General features: G+C 43.7%; 19 protein-coding genes and 1 rRNA gene. 1 reads left to right on the top strand and 19 read right to left on the bottom strand.

The window, feature by feature from the left end:
- Positions 1-463 precede the first annotated feature (463 nt).
- From veg to metG, 8 genes are all read right to left on the bottom strand, one after another.
- Complete coding sequence (gene veg, locus BHE18_RS09595; protein WP_032085220.1) at positions 464-733, bottom strand: biofilm formation stimulator Veg; 270 nt, start codon at positions 731-733, stop codon at positions 464-466.
- A 286-nt stretch (positions 734-1,019) separates the two neighbouring features.
- The gene (gene yabG, locus BHE18_RS09590) at positions 1,020-1,898 is read right to left on the bottom strand and encodes a sporulation peptidase YabG (protein WP_171910689.1); all 879 of its coding nucleotides are present in this window, start codon (positions 1,896-1,898) and stop codon (positions 1,020-1,022) included.
- 344 nt (positions 1,899-2,242) lie between these two features.
- Positions 2,243-2,536, bottom strand: a complete 294-nt coding sequence (locus BHE18_RS09585) for a hypothetical protein (RefSeq protein WP_141771848.1) — start codon at positions 2,534-2,536, stop codon at positions 2,243-2,245.
- A 129-nt stretch (positions 2,537-2,665) separates the two neighbouring features.
- On the bottom strand, positions 2,666-3,544 hold the full coding sequence (gene rsmA / locus BHE18_RS09580) for a 16S rRNA (adenine(1518)-N(6)/adenine(1519)-N(6))-dimethyltransferase RsmA (protein WP_071618370.1): 879 nt from the start codon (positions 3,542-3,544) through the stop codon (positions 2,666-2,668).
- Positions 3,537-4,097, bottom strand: coding sequence for a ribonuclease M5 (rnmV, locus tag BHE18_RS09575; RefSeq protein ID WP_071618369.1), 561 nt, complete (start codon positions 4,095-4,097; stop codon positions 3,537-3,539). The genes rsmA and rnmV overlap by 8 nt, the downstream gene beginning before the upstream one ends.
- Positions 4,098-4,255: 158 nt before the next feature.
- Entirely contained in the window at positions 4,256-5,482 is a 1,227-nt protein-coding gene (locus tag BHE18_RS09570; RefSeq protein ID WP_235860290.1) for a G5 and 3D domain-containing protein, read from the bottom strand.
- A gap of 250 nt (positions 5,483-5,732) precedes the next feature.
- Entirely contained in the window at positions 5,733-6,500 is a 768-nt protein-coding gene (locus BHE18_RS09565; RefSeq protein ID WP_071618368.1) for a TatD family hydrolase, read from the bottom strand.
- 644 nt (positions 6,501-7,144) lie between these two features.
- Positions 7,145-9,106: a methionine--tRNA ligase gene (metG, locus tag BHE18_RS09560; protein ID WP_071618367.1), complete on the bottom strand. Its 1,962-nt coding sequence runs from the start codon at positions 9,104-9,106 to the stop codon at positions 7,145-7,147.
- A 481-nt stretch (positions 9,107-9,587) separates the two neighbouring features.
- Between metG and BHE18_RS09555 the strand changes: the two genes are divergently transcribed.
- The gene (locus BHE18_RS09555) at positions 9,588-9,869 is read left to right on the top strand and encodes an AbrB/MazE/SpoVT family DNA-binding domain-containing protein (RefSeq protein ID WP_032085225.1); all 282 of its coding nucleotides are present in this window, start codon (positions 9,588-9,590) and stop codon (positions 9,867-9,869) included.
- Positions 9,870-9,918: 49 nt separating this feature from the next.
- On the opposite strand, the gene rsmI is transcribed toward BHE18_RS09555, so the two are convergent.
- From rsmI to rrf, 11 genes are all read right to left on the bottom strand, one after another.
- A complete protein-coding gene (gene rsmI / locus BHE18_RS09550) occupies positions 9,919-10,794 on the bottom strand; it encodes a 16S rRNA (cytidine(1402)-2'-O)-methyltransferase (RefSeq protein ID WP_071618366.1) in 876 nt (291 codons plus the stop codon).
- Positions 10,795-10,815: 21 nt separating this feature from the next.
- A complete protein-coding gene (locus BHE18_RS09545; RefSeq protein ID WP_071618365.1) occupies positions 10,816-11,559 on the bottom strand; it encodes a tRNA1(Val) (adenine(37)-N6)-methyltransferase in 744 nt (247 codons plus the stop codon).
- Between the two features lie 97 nt (positions 11,560-11,656).
- Complete coding sequence (yabA, locus tag BHE18_RS09540) at positions 11,657-12,031, bottom strand: DNA replication initiation control protein YabA (RefSeq protein ID WP_071618364.1); 375 nt, start codon at positions 12,029-12,031, stop codon at positions 11,657-11,659.
- A 14-nt stretch (positions 12,032-12,045) separates the two neighbouring features.
- Complete coding sequence (locus tag BHE18_RS09535) at positions 12,046-12,873, bottom strand: PSP1 domain-containing protein (protein WP_071618363.1); 828 nt, start codon at positions 12,871-12,873, stop codon at positions 12,046-12,048.
- A 7-nt stretch (positions 12,874-12,880) separates the two neighbouring features.
- Positions 12,881-13,864 (bottom strand): DNA polymerase III subunit delta', encoded by a 984-nt coding sequence (gene holB, locus BHE18_RS09530; protein ID WP_071618362.1) that lies wholly within the window; start codon positions 13,862-13,864, stop codon positions 12,881-12,883.
- A 13-nt stretch (positions 13,865-13,877) separates the two neighbouring features.
- A complete protein-coding gene (locus BHE18_RS09525) occupies positions 13,878-14,318 on the bottom strand; it encodes a YaaR family protein (RefSeq protein WP_071618361.1) in 441 nt (146 codons plus the stop codon).
- Positions 14,319-14,336: 18 nt separating this feature from the next.
- Positions 14,337-14,666, bottom strand: coding sequence for a cyclic-di-AMP receptor (locus BHE18_RS09520; protein WP_032085232.1), 330 nt, complete (start codon positions 14,664-14,666; stop codon positions 14,337-14,339).
- A gap of 136 nt (positions 14,667-14,802) precedes the next feature.
- On the bottom strand, positions 14,803-15,432 hold the full coding sequence (gene tmk, locus BHE18_RS09515) for a dTMP kinase (RefSeq protein WP_071618360.1): 630 nt from the start codon (positions 15,430-15,432) through the stop codon (positions 14,803-14,805).
- A 17-nt stretch (positions 15,433-15,449) separates the two neighbouring features.
- Positions 15,450-16,877: an aminotransferase class I/II-fold pyridoxal phosphate-dependent enzyme gene (locus tag BHE18_RS09510; RefSeq protein ID WP_071618359.1), complete on the bottom strand. Its 1,428-nt coding sequence runs from the start codon at positions 16,875-16,877 to the stop codon at positions 15,450-15,452.
- 97 nt (positions 16,878-16,974) lie between these two features.
- Complete coding sequence (locus BHE18_RS09505) at positions 16,975-17,175, bottom strand: sigma factor G inhibitor Gin (protein WP_231937995.1); 201 nt, start codon at positions 17,173-17,175, stop codon at positions 16,975-16,977.
- A 509-nt stretch (positions 17,176-17,684) separates the two neighbouring features.
- A 5S ribosomal RNA gene (rrf, locus tag BHE18_RS09495) occupies positions 17,685-17,801 on the bottom strand.
- Between the last annotated feature and the right edge of the window lie 5 nt (positions 17,802-17,806).

Raw genomic sequence — 17,806 nt, 5'->3', positions numbered from 1 at the left:
TTAAGTCGTTTATTTTGTGTAAAATCCATAATTGAAGTCTCCCTTCGGTACTTAATTCGAGGTCATGCATGACACTCTCTATCGTACCAAGGGGGCTTTTTTTATGCACATCGCAAAAACTTCGATAGAAACGCAATTTACTTTATAACAGGAATGCTCCTCGGCTTCACGTGCGGGAAGAAAGGCGGAAGGGCTTTGCTCAGAGGCTTTGGCATAAGGCGAATCGGCCACGAAGGCGTTCTTTGCCTTCTTGGACGAGTTGACTTATGACATTTGCCTCTAAGCCCTGTAGCTGGACAGGTCTCACATTGGTCACTTCTCCCGCAGGAGTCTTCGTCTCCCACTCCAATCAACAGCTGGGGCCGGTTCAGATCAAGAAAACGCTGCTAATTCATTCCATCACATCATATAGTCCATCAAAAGATAATAAAAAAGGACAAATAAAAAAGCAGCAAACGTTTGTTTACTGCTGGCTGAAGATGATATTTCCTGTTGCTTCATCATAAAATGTTAATTGGACTGTCTCAGTGAGAACATCTGCATAGCTGTAAGAAACTCGTTCGAACGCATTCTCTTCCTGGTCAAGCTGGACCACAAATACAGAAGGATACGTTTCGGCTAGAACGCCTGAACGTTCAATTGTTTTACGACGTCCACCGTTTGCTTTAAGCATTAAACGTTTCCCGAGATTTGAATCAAGGGATCTTTTAATGTCGGCTAATGTTTTTGGCATTTCGCTTCCACCTCACTGAAAAAAATTATAACACATTATGTAATTTAAGTCAAATAAATTTATTATTTTAACAAGAAATTTAAATACCTGTCAATATATTTTATTCAACAAAAAATACGTTTTTTCTACACTTTTACCTTTCCCTGGTAATAGAGAAATTATGTAAACTATTTTCATCCAGGATATTTTCATTAAAAATGAGGTTAAATGCCTATATTCCCTGACAAAAATAAACCCCGCAATCATGATGATAATTGCAAGGTTTACAGTTTATGTCGAAAGGTATTTATTCCTCTTCTTCGATTTTATAGGGCATCCCGGTGCGCAGCATACCTTTCGTTTCAACTCCGCCGAGTCCCTTATCCCCGGTCAGTGTATTCCGGATGACATCCCAAACGTTCACGGAGTCCTTAAAGCCGGTGTAACAGATTTTTGCTACGATATAAACCGGGTCCAAGGCATGGATATTGACTCTTGAAGGCGAACTGGCAAAATTCGCGCCTGCGTGGATCAGTGATTCAAAATGCGACTGGCAGGCCCCTGCAAAAATGACGAGCTGATCCAAGTGGGGATACTTCCTTCGCACTTCCCTTACCGCCTGGACGAAATATTTAGAGTGCCGGTAAGCGTTAATATCCGACTTTGCCCCCTTTGCTTTGGAATACGCATCGTGACCCGTGACCACCACTATATTCGGTCTGTATTTATCGATGAGGGGGCCGATTTCATTCGGCATCTCTGTCTCGCTGCAATGTACCCCCTTTACCGGTACACCGATTCTTTCATAAAGATCTAGACATTTTCGTAAATAGCTGGGATCTCCATCAAGATGAAGAACTTTACCGGGAACCTGGAAATAGTTAAACTCATCTCTATAAGCATTCGTCATGGTATACTCTTGTTTTTGCTTAAGGAGCTCAATATCCTGCCGGAACAAATCAAAAGACTGCTCTTCCTTCGAACGGAACTCTTGAATGAGCCGGTCCTGCTCTCTAGGGTCCATCTTCTTCAAATCATGAAAAGGAGCATCCGCTATTAATCGATAATCTTCCCCGTAAAGTACGGCCGTTCTCTGTCCGTCCAACAGACGGATATCGATGACTCTGAACAAGATATCACACTTATAAGAAAGTCGACCCACGACATCATTGATTTCGATTTTCACATCCGTCACTCCCATGGCCTTGCATTCATTAAGCGGGAAAGGAAAAAGCAAATAAAGGGCTGATGCCACCAGATGTCCTAACACACCAATCGCCCTCTTACGCTTTCCTGTTTTCATTCGTAATGACTCCCTTTGATAACCTATGCAGGGCACGGGTTGTGGGTGTATGTAAATATTTTTTGGGGGAGTATTGTGTTACATTCTCATCAAAGTGCATCCATTCAGCATGCACCCGAAAAAAATTTCGCTGCAACTCATCTTTTCGGAAGGCTCTTTTCGCATATTTTGTCCGTTCTTTTGTTATTTGAAGTGGAGTTCAAAAAGAGCACCTCCACAAGTTAAATTCAGGCCGCAAACCGCTGTACGAAAAGCAACAATTTTTTATTAAACAGCCTTTCGGGAAAATTAAACGAATCCAGTACAAATGGAAGCAGACCAGGGTCTTGGCTTAAAAAAATCAAGAATATTAATATACGCATATTTATTGTGCCTATTTCCGGATAATTGTGCCAAAATCCAAATAATTGAGCCACACTACCGATAAATGCGCCTCTTGGCGAAATCCCCTTGATACGTGTTGGGAATGTGCCCTCTTCACCTGAAAAACACAGGGCATGCACAAACGGTTCATCGATCAATGCAGCCCCACTGTCCCTATCCCCAGTGCCTTTCAACATCCAATAGGGTCAGGTCCACCTCCAGTACAACAAAAAAAGCTGTCTCCTGAAATCAAAATTGATTCCAAAAGACAGCTATTCGTTTATCGATCAATTGAAATGAGGGTACAGCGCATCACTCAACGCACCGAATTCCTTGATTGAAAGCGTCTCACCTCTTCGTGTCGGTTCCACTCCCGAGTTCGATAACGCCTCTAAAATATACTCTTTCTTTTCTTTCCCGTCAGGCAGCTGGCTGGTCAGGTTGTTCAAGATCGTTTTTCTCCGCTGGGCGAAGGAAGAGCGTGTCACAGTAAAGAAGAAGTCCTCATCAATCACGTCGACCGGAGGCTTTTCTCTCTTCGTCAGGCGGATAACTGCAGAGTCTACGTTCGGCTGCGGCATAAATACCGTTTTTGGCACTGTCATGACCATTTCTGCTTCCGTATAGTATTGAATAGCGATAGATAACGAACCGTATTCCTTAGTGCCGGGCTTTGCCGAGATACGGGCTCCTACTTCCTTTTGCAGCATGACACAGATCCCCCTGATCGGCAGGCGCTCCATCAGAAGCTTCAAGATGATAGGGGTTGTCACGTAGTACGGAAGATTGGCTACCACCATGATATCCTCGTAGCCGGCGAATTCTTCGTCGATGATCGCTTTTACATCCGCCTCAAGCACATCTTCATTGATGATTTTCACATTGTCATACGGTGAAAGTGTATCTCCAAGGATCGGGATCAGCCGCTGATCGATTTCAAATGCGACCACTTTTCCCGACGTCCTGGCCAGATGTTCAGTCAGGGCGCCTATGCCCGGTCCGATTTCAATGGCTGCAGTATCCTTAGAGAGGCCTGCAAATTCTGTTATATTACGTAAGATATTGGGATCGATCAGGAAGTTCTGACCGAGGCTCTTTTTAAAAGAAAATCCGTATTTCCCCATGATTTCTTTTGTACGCAGCGGTGTGGCGATATCTTTATGCATTAGTTTCCTCCTGAATAATTTCCATTAGCGCACGCTTGAACTCATCCTTCTGGATATTGAACATCATCAGGCGCTTATGAAGCTGTTTACCATTAGTGTATCCGATTCGAAGTTTCTCACCAAGTGCCATTCTTCTGTCCTTGGACTGCGGACTGCCAATCAGCCCGGCTGTGACCAGGTCATCCTTCGTGATGATTTCTTCATTTATCTCTTCTATCATATGGGCCTCCCGAAGGGCTTCCCTTATGATCTCAGGGGAAGCATGCTCTACGCCGATCCCCCTGCCTGATTTCGGGAGGGCATCTTTTTTATGGACAAAGGCATGTTTGCAGCCCGGGACGGCCTCACTCACAATCTTCCGGATGCGCTCACCCGGATAATCGGGGTCAGTGAAAATGATGACGCCCCTTTTTTCCTGTGCATGCCTGATCTTTTCAATCGTAACAGCAGAAACCGCAGAGCCGTTTGTTTCAATCGTATCGGCTGATACAGCACGCTGTATCGCTGTCGTATCGTCTTTTCCTTCCACGACGATGATTTCTTTTATTTTCATAAAACCTCCAAAAAAGTTGAAACTTATTTTCAGTGACGTTCGTCTAATCTGTAGAACCCAATATTTTTATTATAACTGAAATCGTTCAGTGCTTATACAGAAAGGTCAGTCCCCTGTTCAACACAAAAAGAAAAAGCAGGAGAAAAAGACTCCTGCCCTTAGTCTAATAATTTCACTTTGATTGTTTTTCTTCCCCAGCGGTATGCATCCGATTGCGAGGAGAAGAAAACATCGATTTTGTTCCCTTTGATTGCGCCGCCTGTATCGGCTGCGACTGCATAGCCATACCCTTCAACATATACCTTTGAACCAAGCGGAATAACCGAAGGATCGACAGCAATGACTTTAGCGCCAGGGTTGGCTTTAAGGTTGATGCCTGTCGCCGTATGCCCTGAACATCCGTTACAGTTTGCGGTGTATGCCGTGGAGCTAACATAGAATTCCCTGCCGCCGCTCTCGCTCTCTTCAGAAGCTGAAGAAGAAGACGAGCTTCCACGCGAAACCTGTGCGACAAGCACTTTTGTCCCGACGCTCACAATTTTATCCTGACTTTCTTTTACCACGTTTTCACTGACTAACTTCCTGGAAACTTCTTTTCCATTCTCTTTGACGATTTCGTATTTCTTTTCAACAAGACCCTTTTTCCCTTCCTGCACGATTTTTTCCTTGCCTTTGGAAAGGTCTGAGTCTTTTCGAGAAACGACCGCAAAGTCAGTCGGTTCTTCCACTACATCGGTGACTTTTTCAACTCGAACGACGTTTACGACGTCATCTGGCTTGATGACTTTGTCTAAACCCGGTTCAACGCGATCGGTTTTATTAAGTGAGATGCCCTGTTGCTTTAAAAAGTCAGCGACCGTAGTCGAAGTGGACCATGCCTTTTGCTTTTTGCCCCCATCCACAAGCTGGAGCGGAAAGGCTTCCTCGATGGTAATCTTCATGTCCCCTGAAATCTTTTTGGATAAGGCTGGTTCGACCTTATCATGTTCCCCTGTCTCGATCTTGTTCTCCGATAGTAACTCTTTTACCGTATCTGCGTTGGTCCAGATCTTCTTCTTCTGATCACCAACCGATACCTCTACCTGTTTTGCCGGTTCCCAAACGATTTTCATGTTGTTCGTAACCTTAGTTGTTCCCGAGGGATACAAATAGTCTTCTGAGCGGGTTGAAATCTCTAAATCTTTTAATATATCTTGAATGGTGTTTGCATGCGTTCTAATCTCTTTTTGCTCGCCGTCTAAGGTCAATGCCACAGTGTTTTTGGAACCTTCATAAAAAAGGATTCCGAAAACAGCTGCCGATGCTGCGATGGTTGCGGCAGCAGCGATCCATTTCCTTCGACTCAAAGACTTGGAAAACAGGCTTTTCATGTTTTGAATGTTCATGAAAAACGCCTCCTTTTCTCGGAGTGATTATATAGAGTATTCCAGAGAGTGTCAACCCTTACTTCTTTTTTCTTAATCTAGCAAAATATTGAAAATCAGGGAACATAGGACATATTATGCAGAGAAAAAGAGAAAAAGAAAAGAGAGAGTTATCGACATGGTTATCCTATGATGGACAATTGCCATGTAGAACTTTTTGTTTTCTTTACGTTTTCGGACAAGCTCCCTCAATTCTCGACAGCATTCGATGTCAGTTTATGTTGAATAATTTATTTGCATTTTCTGTTGTAATCGTTTCTACTTCTTCCAAGGAGATGCCTTTCAATTCTGCGATCTGTTCTGCCACTAGCTTTACATACGCAGGCTCATTCCGTTTCCCTCTGTTGGGATGAGGGGCAAGAAACGGACAATCCGTTTCGATGAGCAGCCGCTCCAATGGAATTTCCTGCGCTACTTCCTTCGGCTTTTTTGCGTTCTTGAACGTCACCGGTCCGCCGAGGGAAATATAGAAATTCATATCTACGCATTCCTGGGCGATCTCAGGACTTCCGCTGAAGCAGTGCATAATTCCGCCTACCTCTTCAGCTCCTTCTTCCCTAAGGATATCGACAATATCCTGAGTCGCTTCCCTGTTATGTATGATGATCGGCAGTTTTACTTTTTTGGCTAAGTGAATTTGTTTTCTAAATACTTCTTTTTGAATATCTTTCGGTGACTTATCCCAGTGATAATCAAGGCCCATTTCCCCTATGGCGACCACTTTGGGATGAGAGGAAAGTTCTTCGATCCAAGCAAGATCTTCCTCTTTCATATCAATTGCATCGACAGGGTGCCAGCCAATGCTGGCATAAAGAAATTCATACTGTCCCACCAGTTCCATGGCTCTTTCGATGGTCGGGCGGTCAAAGCCGACGACAACCATCCTTCCGACTCCTGCTTCTTTTGCTCTTGAGATGACCTCCTCGAGATCTTCGTTGAATTGTTCAGCATTCAGATGAACATGTGTATCAAATAACATATATGACACTCCTCGTATTCAAAGTAATTTTATTATAAAAAAGAGTAACAAGCATCTCAGTAACGTAACATTTAGGTTACAAATTATGGATGGATGAGAAAATATTAACTTTAACGCTTCACCGGAAGTTAGTAATTACATTGACGGCCTTCTAAATAACGCTATTGATTTCCGTGCGAGACTTCGCTTTCCGCGGGCGGCCGGTGAGCCTCCTCGTCGCTGCGCTCCTGCGGGAAGAAAAGCGGAGGCGGCTTGCTCAGAGGCGACAAACATAAGGCGAGCAAGCCGGAAAGGCGCTCTTTGCCTTTTTGGCTTGCTTGACTTATGACCTCGAGCCTCTAGCCGCCGGAGCTGGACAAGTCTCACCTGTCTCGCTTTTCCCGCAGGAGTCTTCGTCTCGCACTCCAATCAATAGCTGGATAAGGTCTGTCATCTTTATTATTAACTTTCTCCGTTAATTGTATAGACTTTTAATTGTATAGACTTTGAAGTGAATTCTAAAATAATTTGATTCCATTTTCCCTCATTGTTATTTCTGTATAATATCTTAAAACGGTAATAACTATTTATAGTATGAAATATCCCGATATTAATTATGTTGATATAACGAAAGGATGTTCCACGTGGAACATCCTTTCGTGTATTTATTTTACTTTCGTTCCGTTTGGCAGTGTTTCAGCCACTGTTGCGAGTGATAGTGTACCGTTTTCTTCTCCTGCCAGGATCATTCCCTGGGAGAGTTCGCCGCGTAATTTAACCGGCTTTAGGTTCGTTACACAGATGACTTTTTTACCGACTAACTCTTCCGGCTTATAGTGTTTCGCGATTCCTGATACGACTTGTCTCTTTTCATAGCCGAGATCAAGTTGAATTTTCAGGAGTTTGTCTGCTTTTTTTACAGGTTCAGCATTTACGACCTGGGCTACTCTGAGCTCTACTTTCATGAAATCATCAATGGTGATTTCATCACTCTCTTCCGGTGCTGGTGCAGCTGCTTTTTCTTCTTGGGCAGGCTTGCTTCCCTGCATTTTCTCTTTGATAAAGTCAACCTCTTCCTGCAGATCAAGACGCGGGAAGATCGGCTCGCCTTTCTTCACCACTTCAGTTCCTTCAGGGATGGCCCCGAATTCCTCCAGGCTTTCCCATGTTTGAAGTTTCTCATCATGAAGATTCAGCTGTTCAAAGATTTTCTTCGGTGTTCTTGTCAAGAACGGCTGTAACAGGACGGCCACTCTTCTCAATGATTCTGCCAGATGGCTCATCACACTGCCCAATTCGGCTTTCTTTTCTTCTTCTTTTGCAAGGGCCCAAGGCTGTGTTTCATCAATATACTTGTTCGTGCGGCTCACGAGCTGCCACAGAATTGCTAAAGCAACCGAGAACTCCATATTTTCCATTGCTTCTTCGTATTTATTCACCGTTTCCTTGTTGATGTTCAACAAATTCTGATCGAACTCTCCATCGGAACCGGCATAGGCAGGGATGACACCGTCGAAATATTTATTAATCATGGCAACGGTTCTGTTCAATAAGTTACCGAGGTCATTCGCAAGATCGAAATTGATCCGTTCGACAAACCCTTCCGGAGTGAATACCCCGTCAGAGCCGAATGGAACTTCCCTTAATAAATAGTAACGGAGTGAATCGAGGCCATAACGGTCGATCAGCGTGACAGGATCGACTACATTTCCTTTGGACTTCGACATTTTGCCGTCTTTCATCAGAAGCCAGCCATGGGCAAATACCTTTTTCGGAAGCGGAAGGTCCAATGCCATCAGCATAATCGGCCAATAGATGGTATGGAAACGGACGATTTCCTTTCCGACCAAATGAACATCCGCAGGCCAGTACTTCAGGTAGTTCTTGTCATTCTCACTGCCGTAGCCAAGCGACGTGATATAATTGGATAACGCATCAATCCATACATAAATCACATGCTTGGGATCACCCGGGACCTTTACTCCCCAATCGAAAGTGGTCCGCGAAACAGCAAGGTCTTCGAGACCGGGCTTGATGAAGTTGTTGATCATCTCGTTTTTACGTGATTCAGGCTGGATAAATTCAGGATTTTCATTATAATAAGTAAGCAGACGGTCCACATAGTTGCTCATCTTGAAGAAGTAGGATTCTTCCTTCACTTTTTCAACAGGACGGCCGCAGTCAGGGCAGTTCCCATTCTCGAGCTGCCTTTCAGTGAAGAAGGATTCACACGGCGTACAGTACCAGCCCTCGTATTGATCAAGGTAGATATCGCCCTGATCTAAAAGCTGCTTAAAGATTTTTTCGACAATATCTTTATGACGCTTTTCAGTCGTCCGGATGAAATCATCATAGGAAATGTCAAGTTTCCCCCATAAATCTTTAATGCCGCTCACGATGTCATCCACATAGCTTTGCGGACTTACACCCTGCTCTTCCGCTTTACGCTGGATTTTTTGTCCGTGCTCATCAGTACCCGTTAAATATCTGACATCGTATCCGCGCATTCTTTTATAACGGGCCATCGCATCTCCGGCCACCGTCGTATAGGCATGGCCAATATGTAAATTACCGCTTGGATAGTAGATTGGTGTTGTAATATAGAAGGTGTTCAATTTTTCTTCCACTTTCGCTTCCTCCTCTTTTTTTTCTATAATAATGCCCACATAAACATTTCAGTTGAACCGAATGGTATAAAGTGGGTTTTATTCTATATTCTTACCTATTATCTTAACCGCTTATCTCATCAAAATATACCTAAAATATAGGGATTCTGCAACTGCACTGTCCATCTCTCTAATGATGTCGAAAAGAGAGACGGAATATGTCGATTAATGTCGAATTATTGCATTCGAAAAGATTTTTCGACAAATCTCTGTTGATTACAATAATATTAAATTGGTAATACAATTATTTACAATAGTTCGTAAAGCTTGTCATATCAACTTTCTCTTTGGAAACCATTTTAAAAAATTTACAAATTAAATTATTGACGATATATAAAATCGTTGGTATGATATTACCAGATACAGAAAAATGTCGAATATTGACGAACCTTTAACAAACTAGAGAGATAAAATAAAATCATTCTTTGGAGGAGAAAATTATATGAAATCTACAGGTATTGTAAGAAAAGTTGACGAATTAGGTCGTGTCGTTATTCCAATCGAACTTCGCCGTACACTTGGCATCGCTGAGAAGGATGCGCTTGAGATCTACGTGGACGACGAAAGAATCATCTTAAAGAAATACAAGCCAAGCATGACTTGCCAAATCACTGGTGAAGTATCTGATGATAACATCAAGCTTGCTGACGGCAAATTAATCCTTAGCCGTGAAGGTGCAGAACAATTAATCAAAGAAATCCAGGATTCTTTTCAAAAAAATTAATCATTGATATAAATACAAGGGCTGAGTCATGATGTACTCAGCCCTTTTTTTATTTCTCAACATGGAATGCCTGATACACTTCCCTCTTAGGGAGATTTCTTTCCTTCGCGACTTCTTTGATTGCCAATTTTGAAGTCATTTCTTTTACTTCTATATAATATTGAACGTGGTCTTCTATCGAATAGCCGTTCCACCATTCTTCCTGTTCCTCTTCTACCTGATGGGCATTGCCTTCGACCATTACACAGAATTCGCCCCTGATCTCACCGTTTTCTGCCCACTCCAACACTTCATCCAAAGAACCGCGGATGAACTCTTCGAATTTCTTTGTCAGTTCACGGCAAATGACAACCTGCCGATTTCCGAGTGCCAAATGCAATTCCTTCAGTGTTTCCTTCAATCTATGAGGGGATTCATACAGGATAAATGTATTCTTCAATGACCGGAGCTGTTCGAGTTCAGCACGTTTCTCTTTCTTTCCCCTATGAAGGAAGCCGTAAAAATAAAACGGCTGGGGGGCAAGTCCCGAAGCAATCAATGCCGTCAATGCAGCATTTGCACCCGGCAGAGGGATGACGGCCAGATTATTTTCTATGGCTGCCTGCACCAGTTCATAACCCGGATCGGAAATGGAGGGCATCCCTGCGTCGCTGACCAGCGCGACCGTTTGACCCTGTTCCATTCTATCAATGAGTTTTGGACCACTCGATTCTTTATTATGCTCATGATAACTGATGATCGGGGTATCGATTTCAAAGTAGTTGCTTAGCTTCTTTGTATTTCTTGTATCCTCTGCTGCAATGACATCGGCTTCCTTCATGATGCGAATTGCCCTGAATGTCATGTCTTCAAGATTCCCGATTGGGGTGGGGACAAGATAGAGGCTGCCTTTGCCGGTTTCCTGATAACTTTTTTGCTGATTCATGATGGGTTTCACCTCCTGGGATTATTCTTTTCCATAAAGCATTTCATAAACCTCCTGAGAATATTCGTTTTTCTCATTGTAGACAAATAGAGGCGGGAGTATCTTTAAATCAGGTTTTCCGTCTTTGATTCCTTCGATCAAAAGCGTATTTGCCTCTTTTCCCTCCCTCGGATAGACGAGCCTCATCCGCTTCGGTTCAAGACGGTGCTTCCTCATCAGGGACAGGATATCCATCAGCCTTCCCGGCCTGTGTACGAAAGAAGCTTTTCCGCCTTGCTTCAGCAGGTAGCTTGCAGCCTGGATCGTGTCCTCCAAGGTGCAGAGGACCTCATGGCGCGCAATGGTATAATGTTCATTCAGGTTTTGCATTGAGGTCGGGACGGTTTCGAAATAAGGCGGGTTGCACGTCACCACATCAAAATGGGAATGATGCAGCAGTTTGTTTATTTCTTTTACATCGCCAAGCTTCATCGTAACCTGATCCTCTACCTCATTATACTGAATGCTTCTTTCTGCCATATCGAGCAGACGCTCCTGGATTTCCACCCCGGTGATTTCAACCTTGGTCCGTGCGCTTAAAAGCAGCGGGATGATTCCATTTCCGGAACATAGATCCACCACTTTCCCTCTTTTCAAAGGAAGATAGCTGAAGCGCGCAAGCAGTACCGCATCCAGGGAAAAGGAAAATACCGACGGGCTTTGAATGATCCTCATATTTTCTGCCAGCAGATAATCCAATCTTTCATCGTCTTTTAATACAACCATGTGTTTCCTCCGCTTGTTCAACAAAAAGGACCAATCCCTTCTGAATGGATCAGCCCTTTTCATCATTTATCTAATTCTAGGCATTACAGGTCATGCTTTATTTCTTATTTAAGAAAGACAGGCAGAACAAGCAATCCTCGTCTTTGCGCGGACTTCCAAAGTGGATATTGCATATATGGAAGCCTTCCTGGTAAAGCCGGGCAAGATTATCGTATCCTTCCCCGATATCCAGTTGTTTATCTTCTAAGTCCGACTCACTCGCCGTACCCGCATCGCCAGTTGTTTGAACCTTTTTCGGTGAGTTCTCAGTCTGTTCCAGTCTTCGGCGCAAATGTTCGTTTTCAAGCTTGAGGGCATTATTTTCCTCAAGCATTTCGGCAAGGCATTGCTTAAGCTCGCCTAGTTGATTGTATAGATCACCAATCTGCTGTTCCATATTGCTGACTGAATCAAAGAACTCTTTTTTATCCACGACACTACACCCCGTTACTCTGTGGCTTGGAATGACACGGCACCTTCGTTCATTATTTCATCTAAAGTGAATTCCAATACACGTTCCGCATCTTTTATATCTACTTGAAGAACACGCTCAAGAATATTAAGACCTACCACTTTACCTTTCCCGTGAGGTGTCTTAATCACTTCGCCAATATCAGGCAATTCCGCTTTGGCTGCTTCATATTCGTCATTTTCGTATTTAAGACAACACATCAAGCGGCCGCAAAGCCCTGAGATCTTGGTAGGATTAAGAGATAGATTTTGATCTTTCGCCATTTTAATGGATACCGGTTCAAAATCTCCCAAAAAGGTCGAACAACAAAGCATACGGCCACAAGGACCGATACCCCCGAGCATTTTAGCTTCGTCACGAACGCCAATCTGACGAAGTTCAATCCGCGTACGGAAAATAGAAGCCAGGTCTTTCACCAGCTCCCGGAAATCAACACGCCCATCAGCTGTAAAATAAAATATGACTTTGTTACGATCAAATGTATATTCTACATCTACTAATTTCATATCTAATTGATGCTGACTGATTTTATCACAACATACATCGTAGGCTTCCTGGGCGGAAGTTTTATTTTCTTCCACCGTCAGCCGATCCTTCTGATCCGCGATCCGGATAACCTTTTTCAAAGGAAGCACTACATCATTTTCACCGACTTGCTTTCTTTCTACGACTACTTTTCCAAATTCGACCCCGCGGACCGTTTCAACAATCACATAATTATTTTTATGGATATCGAGTTCGCCCGGATCGAAATAATAGATTTTTCCCGCTTTTTTAAAGCGTACTCCTACAACATCGTACAAAGGACCATCACCCCTGCAGTTTTAGCATAAGCTGTTCTACCAGCAGCTGAGAATTCATATTGGCGTTTAACTTGCGTTTTGCTTCAAGTATCGCCGTCATACTAGTAGAAAGACGGTTTGTCGATACTTGAAGTGCGTCTGATTTCCATTTTTCCTTTAGGTCCGGGTAGACGAGCTGTTCTTCTTTTCCTAACTGGATTTGAAGTAAGTCTTTATATATTAGAAGTAAAAGATCCAATGCTCGATCAACTTGATCTTTTTCTTTGAAGTGCTGTACAAAATCCTCTTGAATCTTCACCATTGCCTGGAAGGGACTTTTCTGGAGGACTTCATATAATTTTAACACTATTATTCTTGCTTGTGCAAACCACTCATTTTGACATATTTCTACAGCTTCCTCATATCGGTTTGTCAAGTTAGCAGCCAGCGGCGCCATATGAGTCGGCATTCCCTCGTCCAGCAGCTGTTTTGTCAAATATTCTTTTGGAAGCGGTTTGAAAGAAATGGTCTGGCACCTTGAAAGAATGGTAGGCAGCATTCTATGAATATTCTCCGTGATCAGGATCGCCGTCGCATCCGCAAGGGGCTCCTCAAGGAATTTCAGGAGACTGTTAGCGGCATTGGCCGTCATCTTATCACTGTGAACAATGATATAAATCTTCTTTTTCGATTCGACCCCGGTTTTGGAGAACTCTTCTTGAAGCGATTTTATCTGCTCTTTTTTTATCGAAAGACCGTCCGGCTCAACCAGATGGAGGTCCGGATGATTTCCATTGCTGACACGCCTGCAGTTATTGCACTCCTCGCATGCTTTTCCGTCCGTGCGGTTTTCACAGAGCAGGGCTTTCGCAAACAGGAAGCCCACTTCCCTTTTCCGTGTCCCTTTTTCTCCTTCGAATAAATAGGCATGTGCAACCCGGTCCTTCATGATGCTGTTTTGAAGCATCTGAAGAACCACAGGCTGAAACGATTGTATTTCTTCAAACTTCATCTGAACCACTCACTTACATATAGAGATTGATCAGCAATCCCTTTATTTCTCCGATTTCCCCCAATACATCGATCGACTTCTTCTCTTTATCCATGACAGCTTCGGTCAGTTCGACAAGCTCACTGTCGATCGTTTCCACAATATTAAGCTTTCTTCCTTCGCCGTACTGATTCCATGTATGGGACTGTTTAAGATCCATGCCAAATTCAACTGCTTCTCTCACAAATTTCTTCACCAACGTTTTATACTTTGCAAGATCCTTGAAATTCCGGGACTTTGCCAGGCGGCTGCCGGCGTCTTCAATCGTGGCCAGAAGGTTACTGAGCTGGTCCATCTGCATTTTTTGATCATGTTTTTGGACGAGCTGCCCGAACTTAGCCTGGCTGGTACCTGCCGACTTGCTTTCCTTGTGAAGTTTATCTAAAGATACACGGGTATCCTGATTGATCTTCATATGTTAAACCCCTTTTGACTAAAACTGGTGGAACTGATCGACAGGCAGAACAAACACTGTGGCGCCACCGACCTCCACCTCTACCGGATAAGGAACATACGAATCTGCGTTCCCTCCCATTGGGGAAACGGGCGCAACAAGCTGATCGCGCGATTTGCAATTATCTTTGATCACCTGCAGAGCTTTGTCGACGCGGATATCTTCCGTTCCGATGATGAATGTGGTATTCCCTGATTTCAGGAAGCCCCCGGTGCTTGCAAGTTTTGTCGAACGAAAATTGTGGTCCATCAACGCATTGGATAAACGATTGCTATCTTTATCTTGAACAACAGCCATAATGACTTTCATATGCCGCTTTCCTCCGTTTCAAAGACATATACTTCCTTCTATTATATCAATAAATGGGTTGGGCTGACATCCCACTTATAATAAAAAACAGCCCCTTATTGACCATTCTGTCATATAGAAGCTGCCTTTATAACGGTTACCCTATAAATCTTTTTACGATGTCGTATGCTGATGCGAAAACTTCTTCTTTGCTTTTGCTTGCGTCCACCACCTTGATCCGGTCTGGATGTTGTTCGATGAGAGATTGATAACCCTCATAAACCTTTTGGTGGAAATCAAGGGACTCGAGATCTAACCGATTTACTTCCCGGCCATCATGACCGGCGATTCTTTTTAAGCCTTCTTCAGGGGCTATATCGAAATAAAGTGTAAGATCCGGCATCTTATCCTCGATCGCAAATTGATTAATGTTCATCACTTCTGTCATCCCTATGCCCCGTCCTTTTCCCTGGTAAGCGAGTGAGCTGTCAATGAACCGGTCACAGATGACAATGGACCCTTTTTCAAGTGCAGGGATGACGACTTCTACCAGATGCTGGCGCCTTGCCGCTGCATACAGCAATGCCTCCGTGCGGATGTCCATCGCCGTATTTTCTTTAGTTAAAATGACTTCCCTGATCTGTTCAGCAATGGACACGCCGCCCGGCTCCCGTGTTTTTACAACGTCGCGGCCTTCTTCAACGAGCTTGTTGTAAAGTTCATTGAGTATTGTAGACTTTCCCGCACCATCAGGGCCTTCGACTGTAATAAATCTTCCTTGTCTCATTTCTCTTAACCCTCCATCTATCGATACACGCATACACGGTTTTCATCCAAACGGTGATCTCCCTGTATGTTTGCTTTATTCTTCATGTATTGTCCCAGTCTTGCAATTGTTTCTTCTGAAATCCTCTCACCCGGGATCAGCAAGGGGATACCCGGCGGATACGGAGTGATCATCCGGGCCGAGATTTCGCCCGCAGATCCGGTTAATGATACCCACTCCTCTTCCTTATCATCCATTTCTTCGTGGGTTAATGCAAGTTCCGTGTAAGTATGCTGTTTCTTTCTTACTGCCTTTGGGACGTCTCCTGCTTGTCGCGGAACCTCTTCCTTACTCAATGCAGCATGGATGCGCCCGGCTGCTTCCTTATAAGGAAACGAAAAGCTTTCTTTCATTAATGGCAGGATCAGCAGAACATAATAAGGATCTGCGAGTTCACAAAAGATGCCTTCTCTCTCCAACAGCCGCTGAAGATCATATCCCGACTTACCCTTCATGGAAAGTAACAGCTTCAATGGGTCATCTGTACGCTTCACCGATAATCCCTCATGAATTCTACCTAAAGCTTGTATGAATTCATTGATTACATCAATATTCCTTTTTATATCCGCTGCTGTCATTGTCCCTAAGTAGGATCTGGCATAATCAAGTGAAGCCATGATCGGGTAAGAGGGACTGCTTGACTGCAGGATCGATAAGTATTCCTTTACCTTTCCTTCATTGACCCGGTCACTTCCTATATGTAAAAAAGATCCCATTGTCATCGCAGGGAGCATTTTATGTGCCGAGTGAATGACAATATCCCCTCCCAGATCAAGCGCCGACGCAGGGAACGGGTCCCCCAGCTGAAAATGAGGACCGTGGGCTTCGTCAATGATACAGATCACTCCGTGTTGGTGAAGTTCATCGATTAATAATTTCAAATCAAAAGTCATTCCATAATAGGTAGGATACGTGAGCACACATGCCTTGGCATCAGGGAAATCCTTCATCGTCTCCCTGACCGACTCAATACTGACCCCGGTCGGCATTTTTCCTTCTGCATCCCACTCTGTTTCTATTATGACAGGTGCAGCCCTCGCAAGCTTTATTCCATTCATAACGGACTTATGGCAATTCCTTTGTACCAAAACAGTCTCTCCCTGGGAACACGATGCGAGTATCGCTGCAATATTCCCTGCCGTACTGCCGTTCACCAGAAAGTAGCTCTTCCTGCTTCCATACAGATCACTGAGCAGCGCCTCAGCATCCTTTATTGATTCCTGCGGATCATGAAGATCATCCAACCCAGTCAGCTCCGTCAAATCCCTTTTATAAAAAAACTGCTTGTCCTTCTCATCTATGAATAAACCATTTTTATGACCAGGTACATGAAACGAGATAGGCTTTTTCTCAAGATGCCTTTCAATCGCTTCAATAAGAGGCATCCTCGCTTGATCAACCTTCATGATTACCCCTCTCTCTCACCTCAAATATCAATCTTCATCGTACCATATTTTATGTTCTTAAACTAAAAAAATCATAACCAAGCTGTCTATCACCTGGTTATGAATAAATTTGAGGGGTATTCACTTTTTTCAATCGCTGGACAAACAATTTGTACACCGGATCATTTGTCTCCGTCTGGACCATTTCCCGTTCACATTCCGTACAAATAAATGATGTGTATAGATGGATTCCGACCGACTTCTCACTTTGACACACAATACACTGCTCTTCAACCGCCTTACGCTCTGCATTCATCATAAGGTTCTCCACCTCCATACAATCTATTGTGCCCCAAGCGCTCCAATTGTATACAGTATTTAAAACTTTTAAACTAACAGAATTATCAAGTGTACTTTTATCTTATGTAGAAAGGGCCCAGTCTGTGTATGTCTTGTTAAAAAAGTTTGTAGAAATGATGGGTGGCGAGTTTTTGGGTGTTGATGGGGTTGGGGGAATCACTGGATATTGGGATGGGGCTGATAGAAAATCGGTTGCCGACCGTCGCCAGTCGTGGAGCCGCCCGGCTGCGAAATACGGTTTTGATAATATAATTGGATTTTTGATAATAAAAGGGACGTTTTTGATAATATATCGGGATTTTTGATAATAAACCCATCGTTTTTGATAATATATACGCCCCCACCCTAAAAATCACGGCGATTTCAGCCCATAACGAACGTCCTCCACCCACTTTTTCACCAAAAATTATATATAAACCGATAAAACCGCAAAAAAACAGCCCATTTCTGAGCTGCTCTTTTCTATTTGCCTGGCGATGTCCTACTCTCACAGGGGGAGAGCCCCCAACTACCATCGGCGCTGAAGAGCTTAACTTCCGTGTTCGGCATGGGAACGGGTGTGACCTCTTCGCCATAATCACCAGACGAAT

Origin of the sequence: Rossellomorea aquimaris, assembly GCF_001877785.1 — a bacterium.
In the GTDB taxonomy this organism is placed as follows: domain Bacteria; phylum Bacillota; class Bacilli; order Bacillales; family Bacillaceae_B; genus Rossellomorea; species Rossellomorea aquimaris_A.
This window is presented reverse-complemented; position numbering and strand designations above follow the sequence as displayed.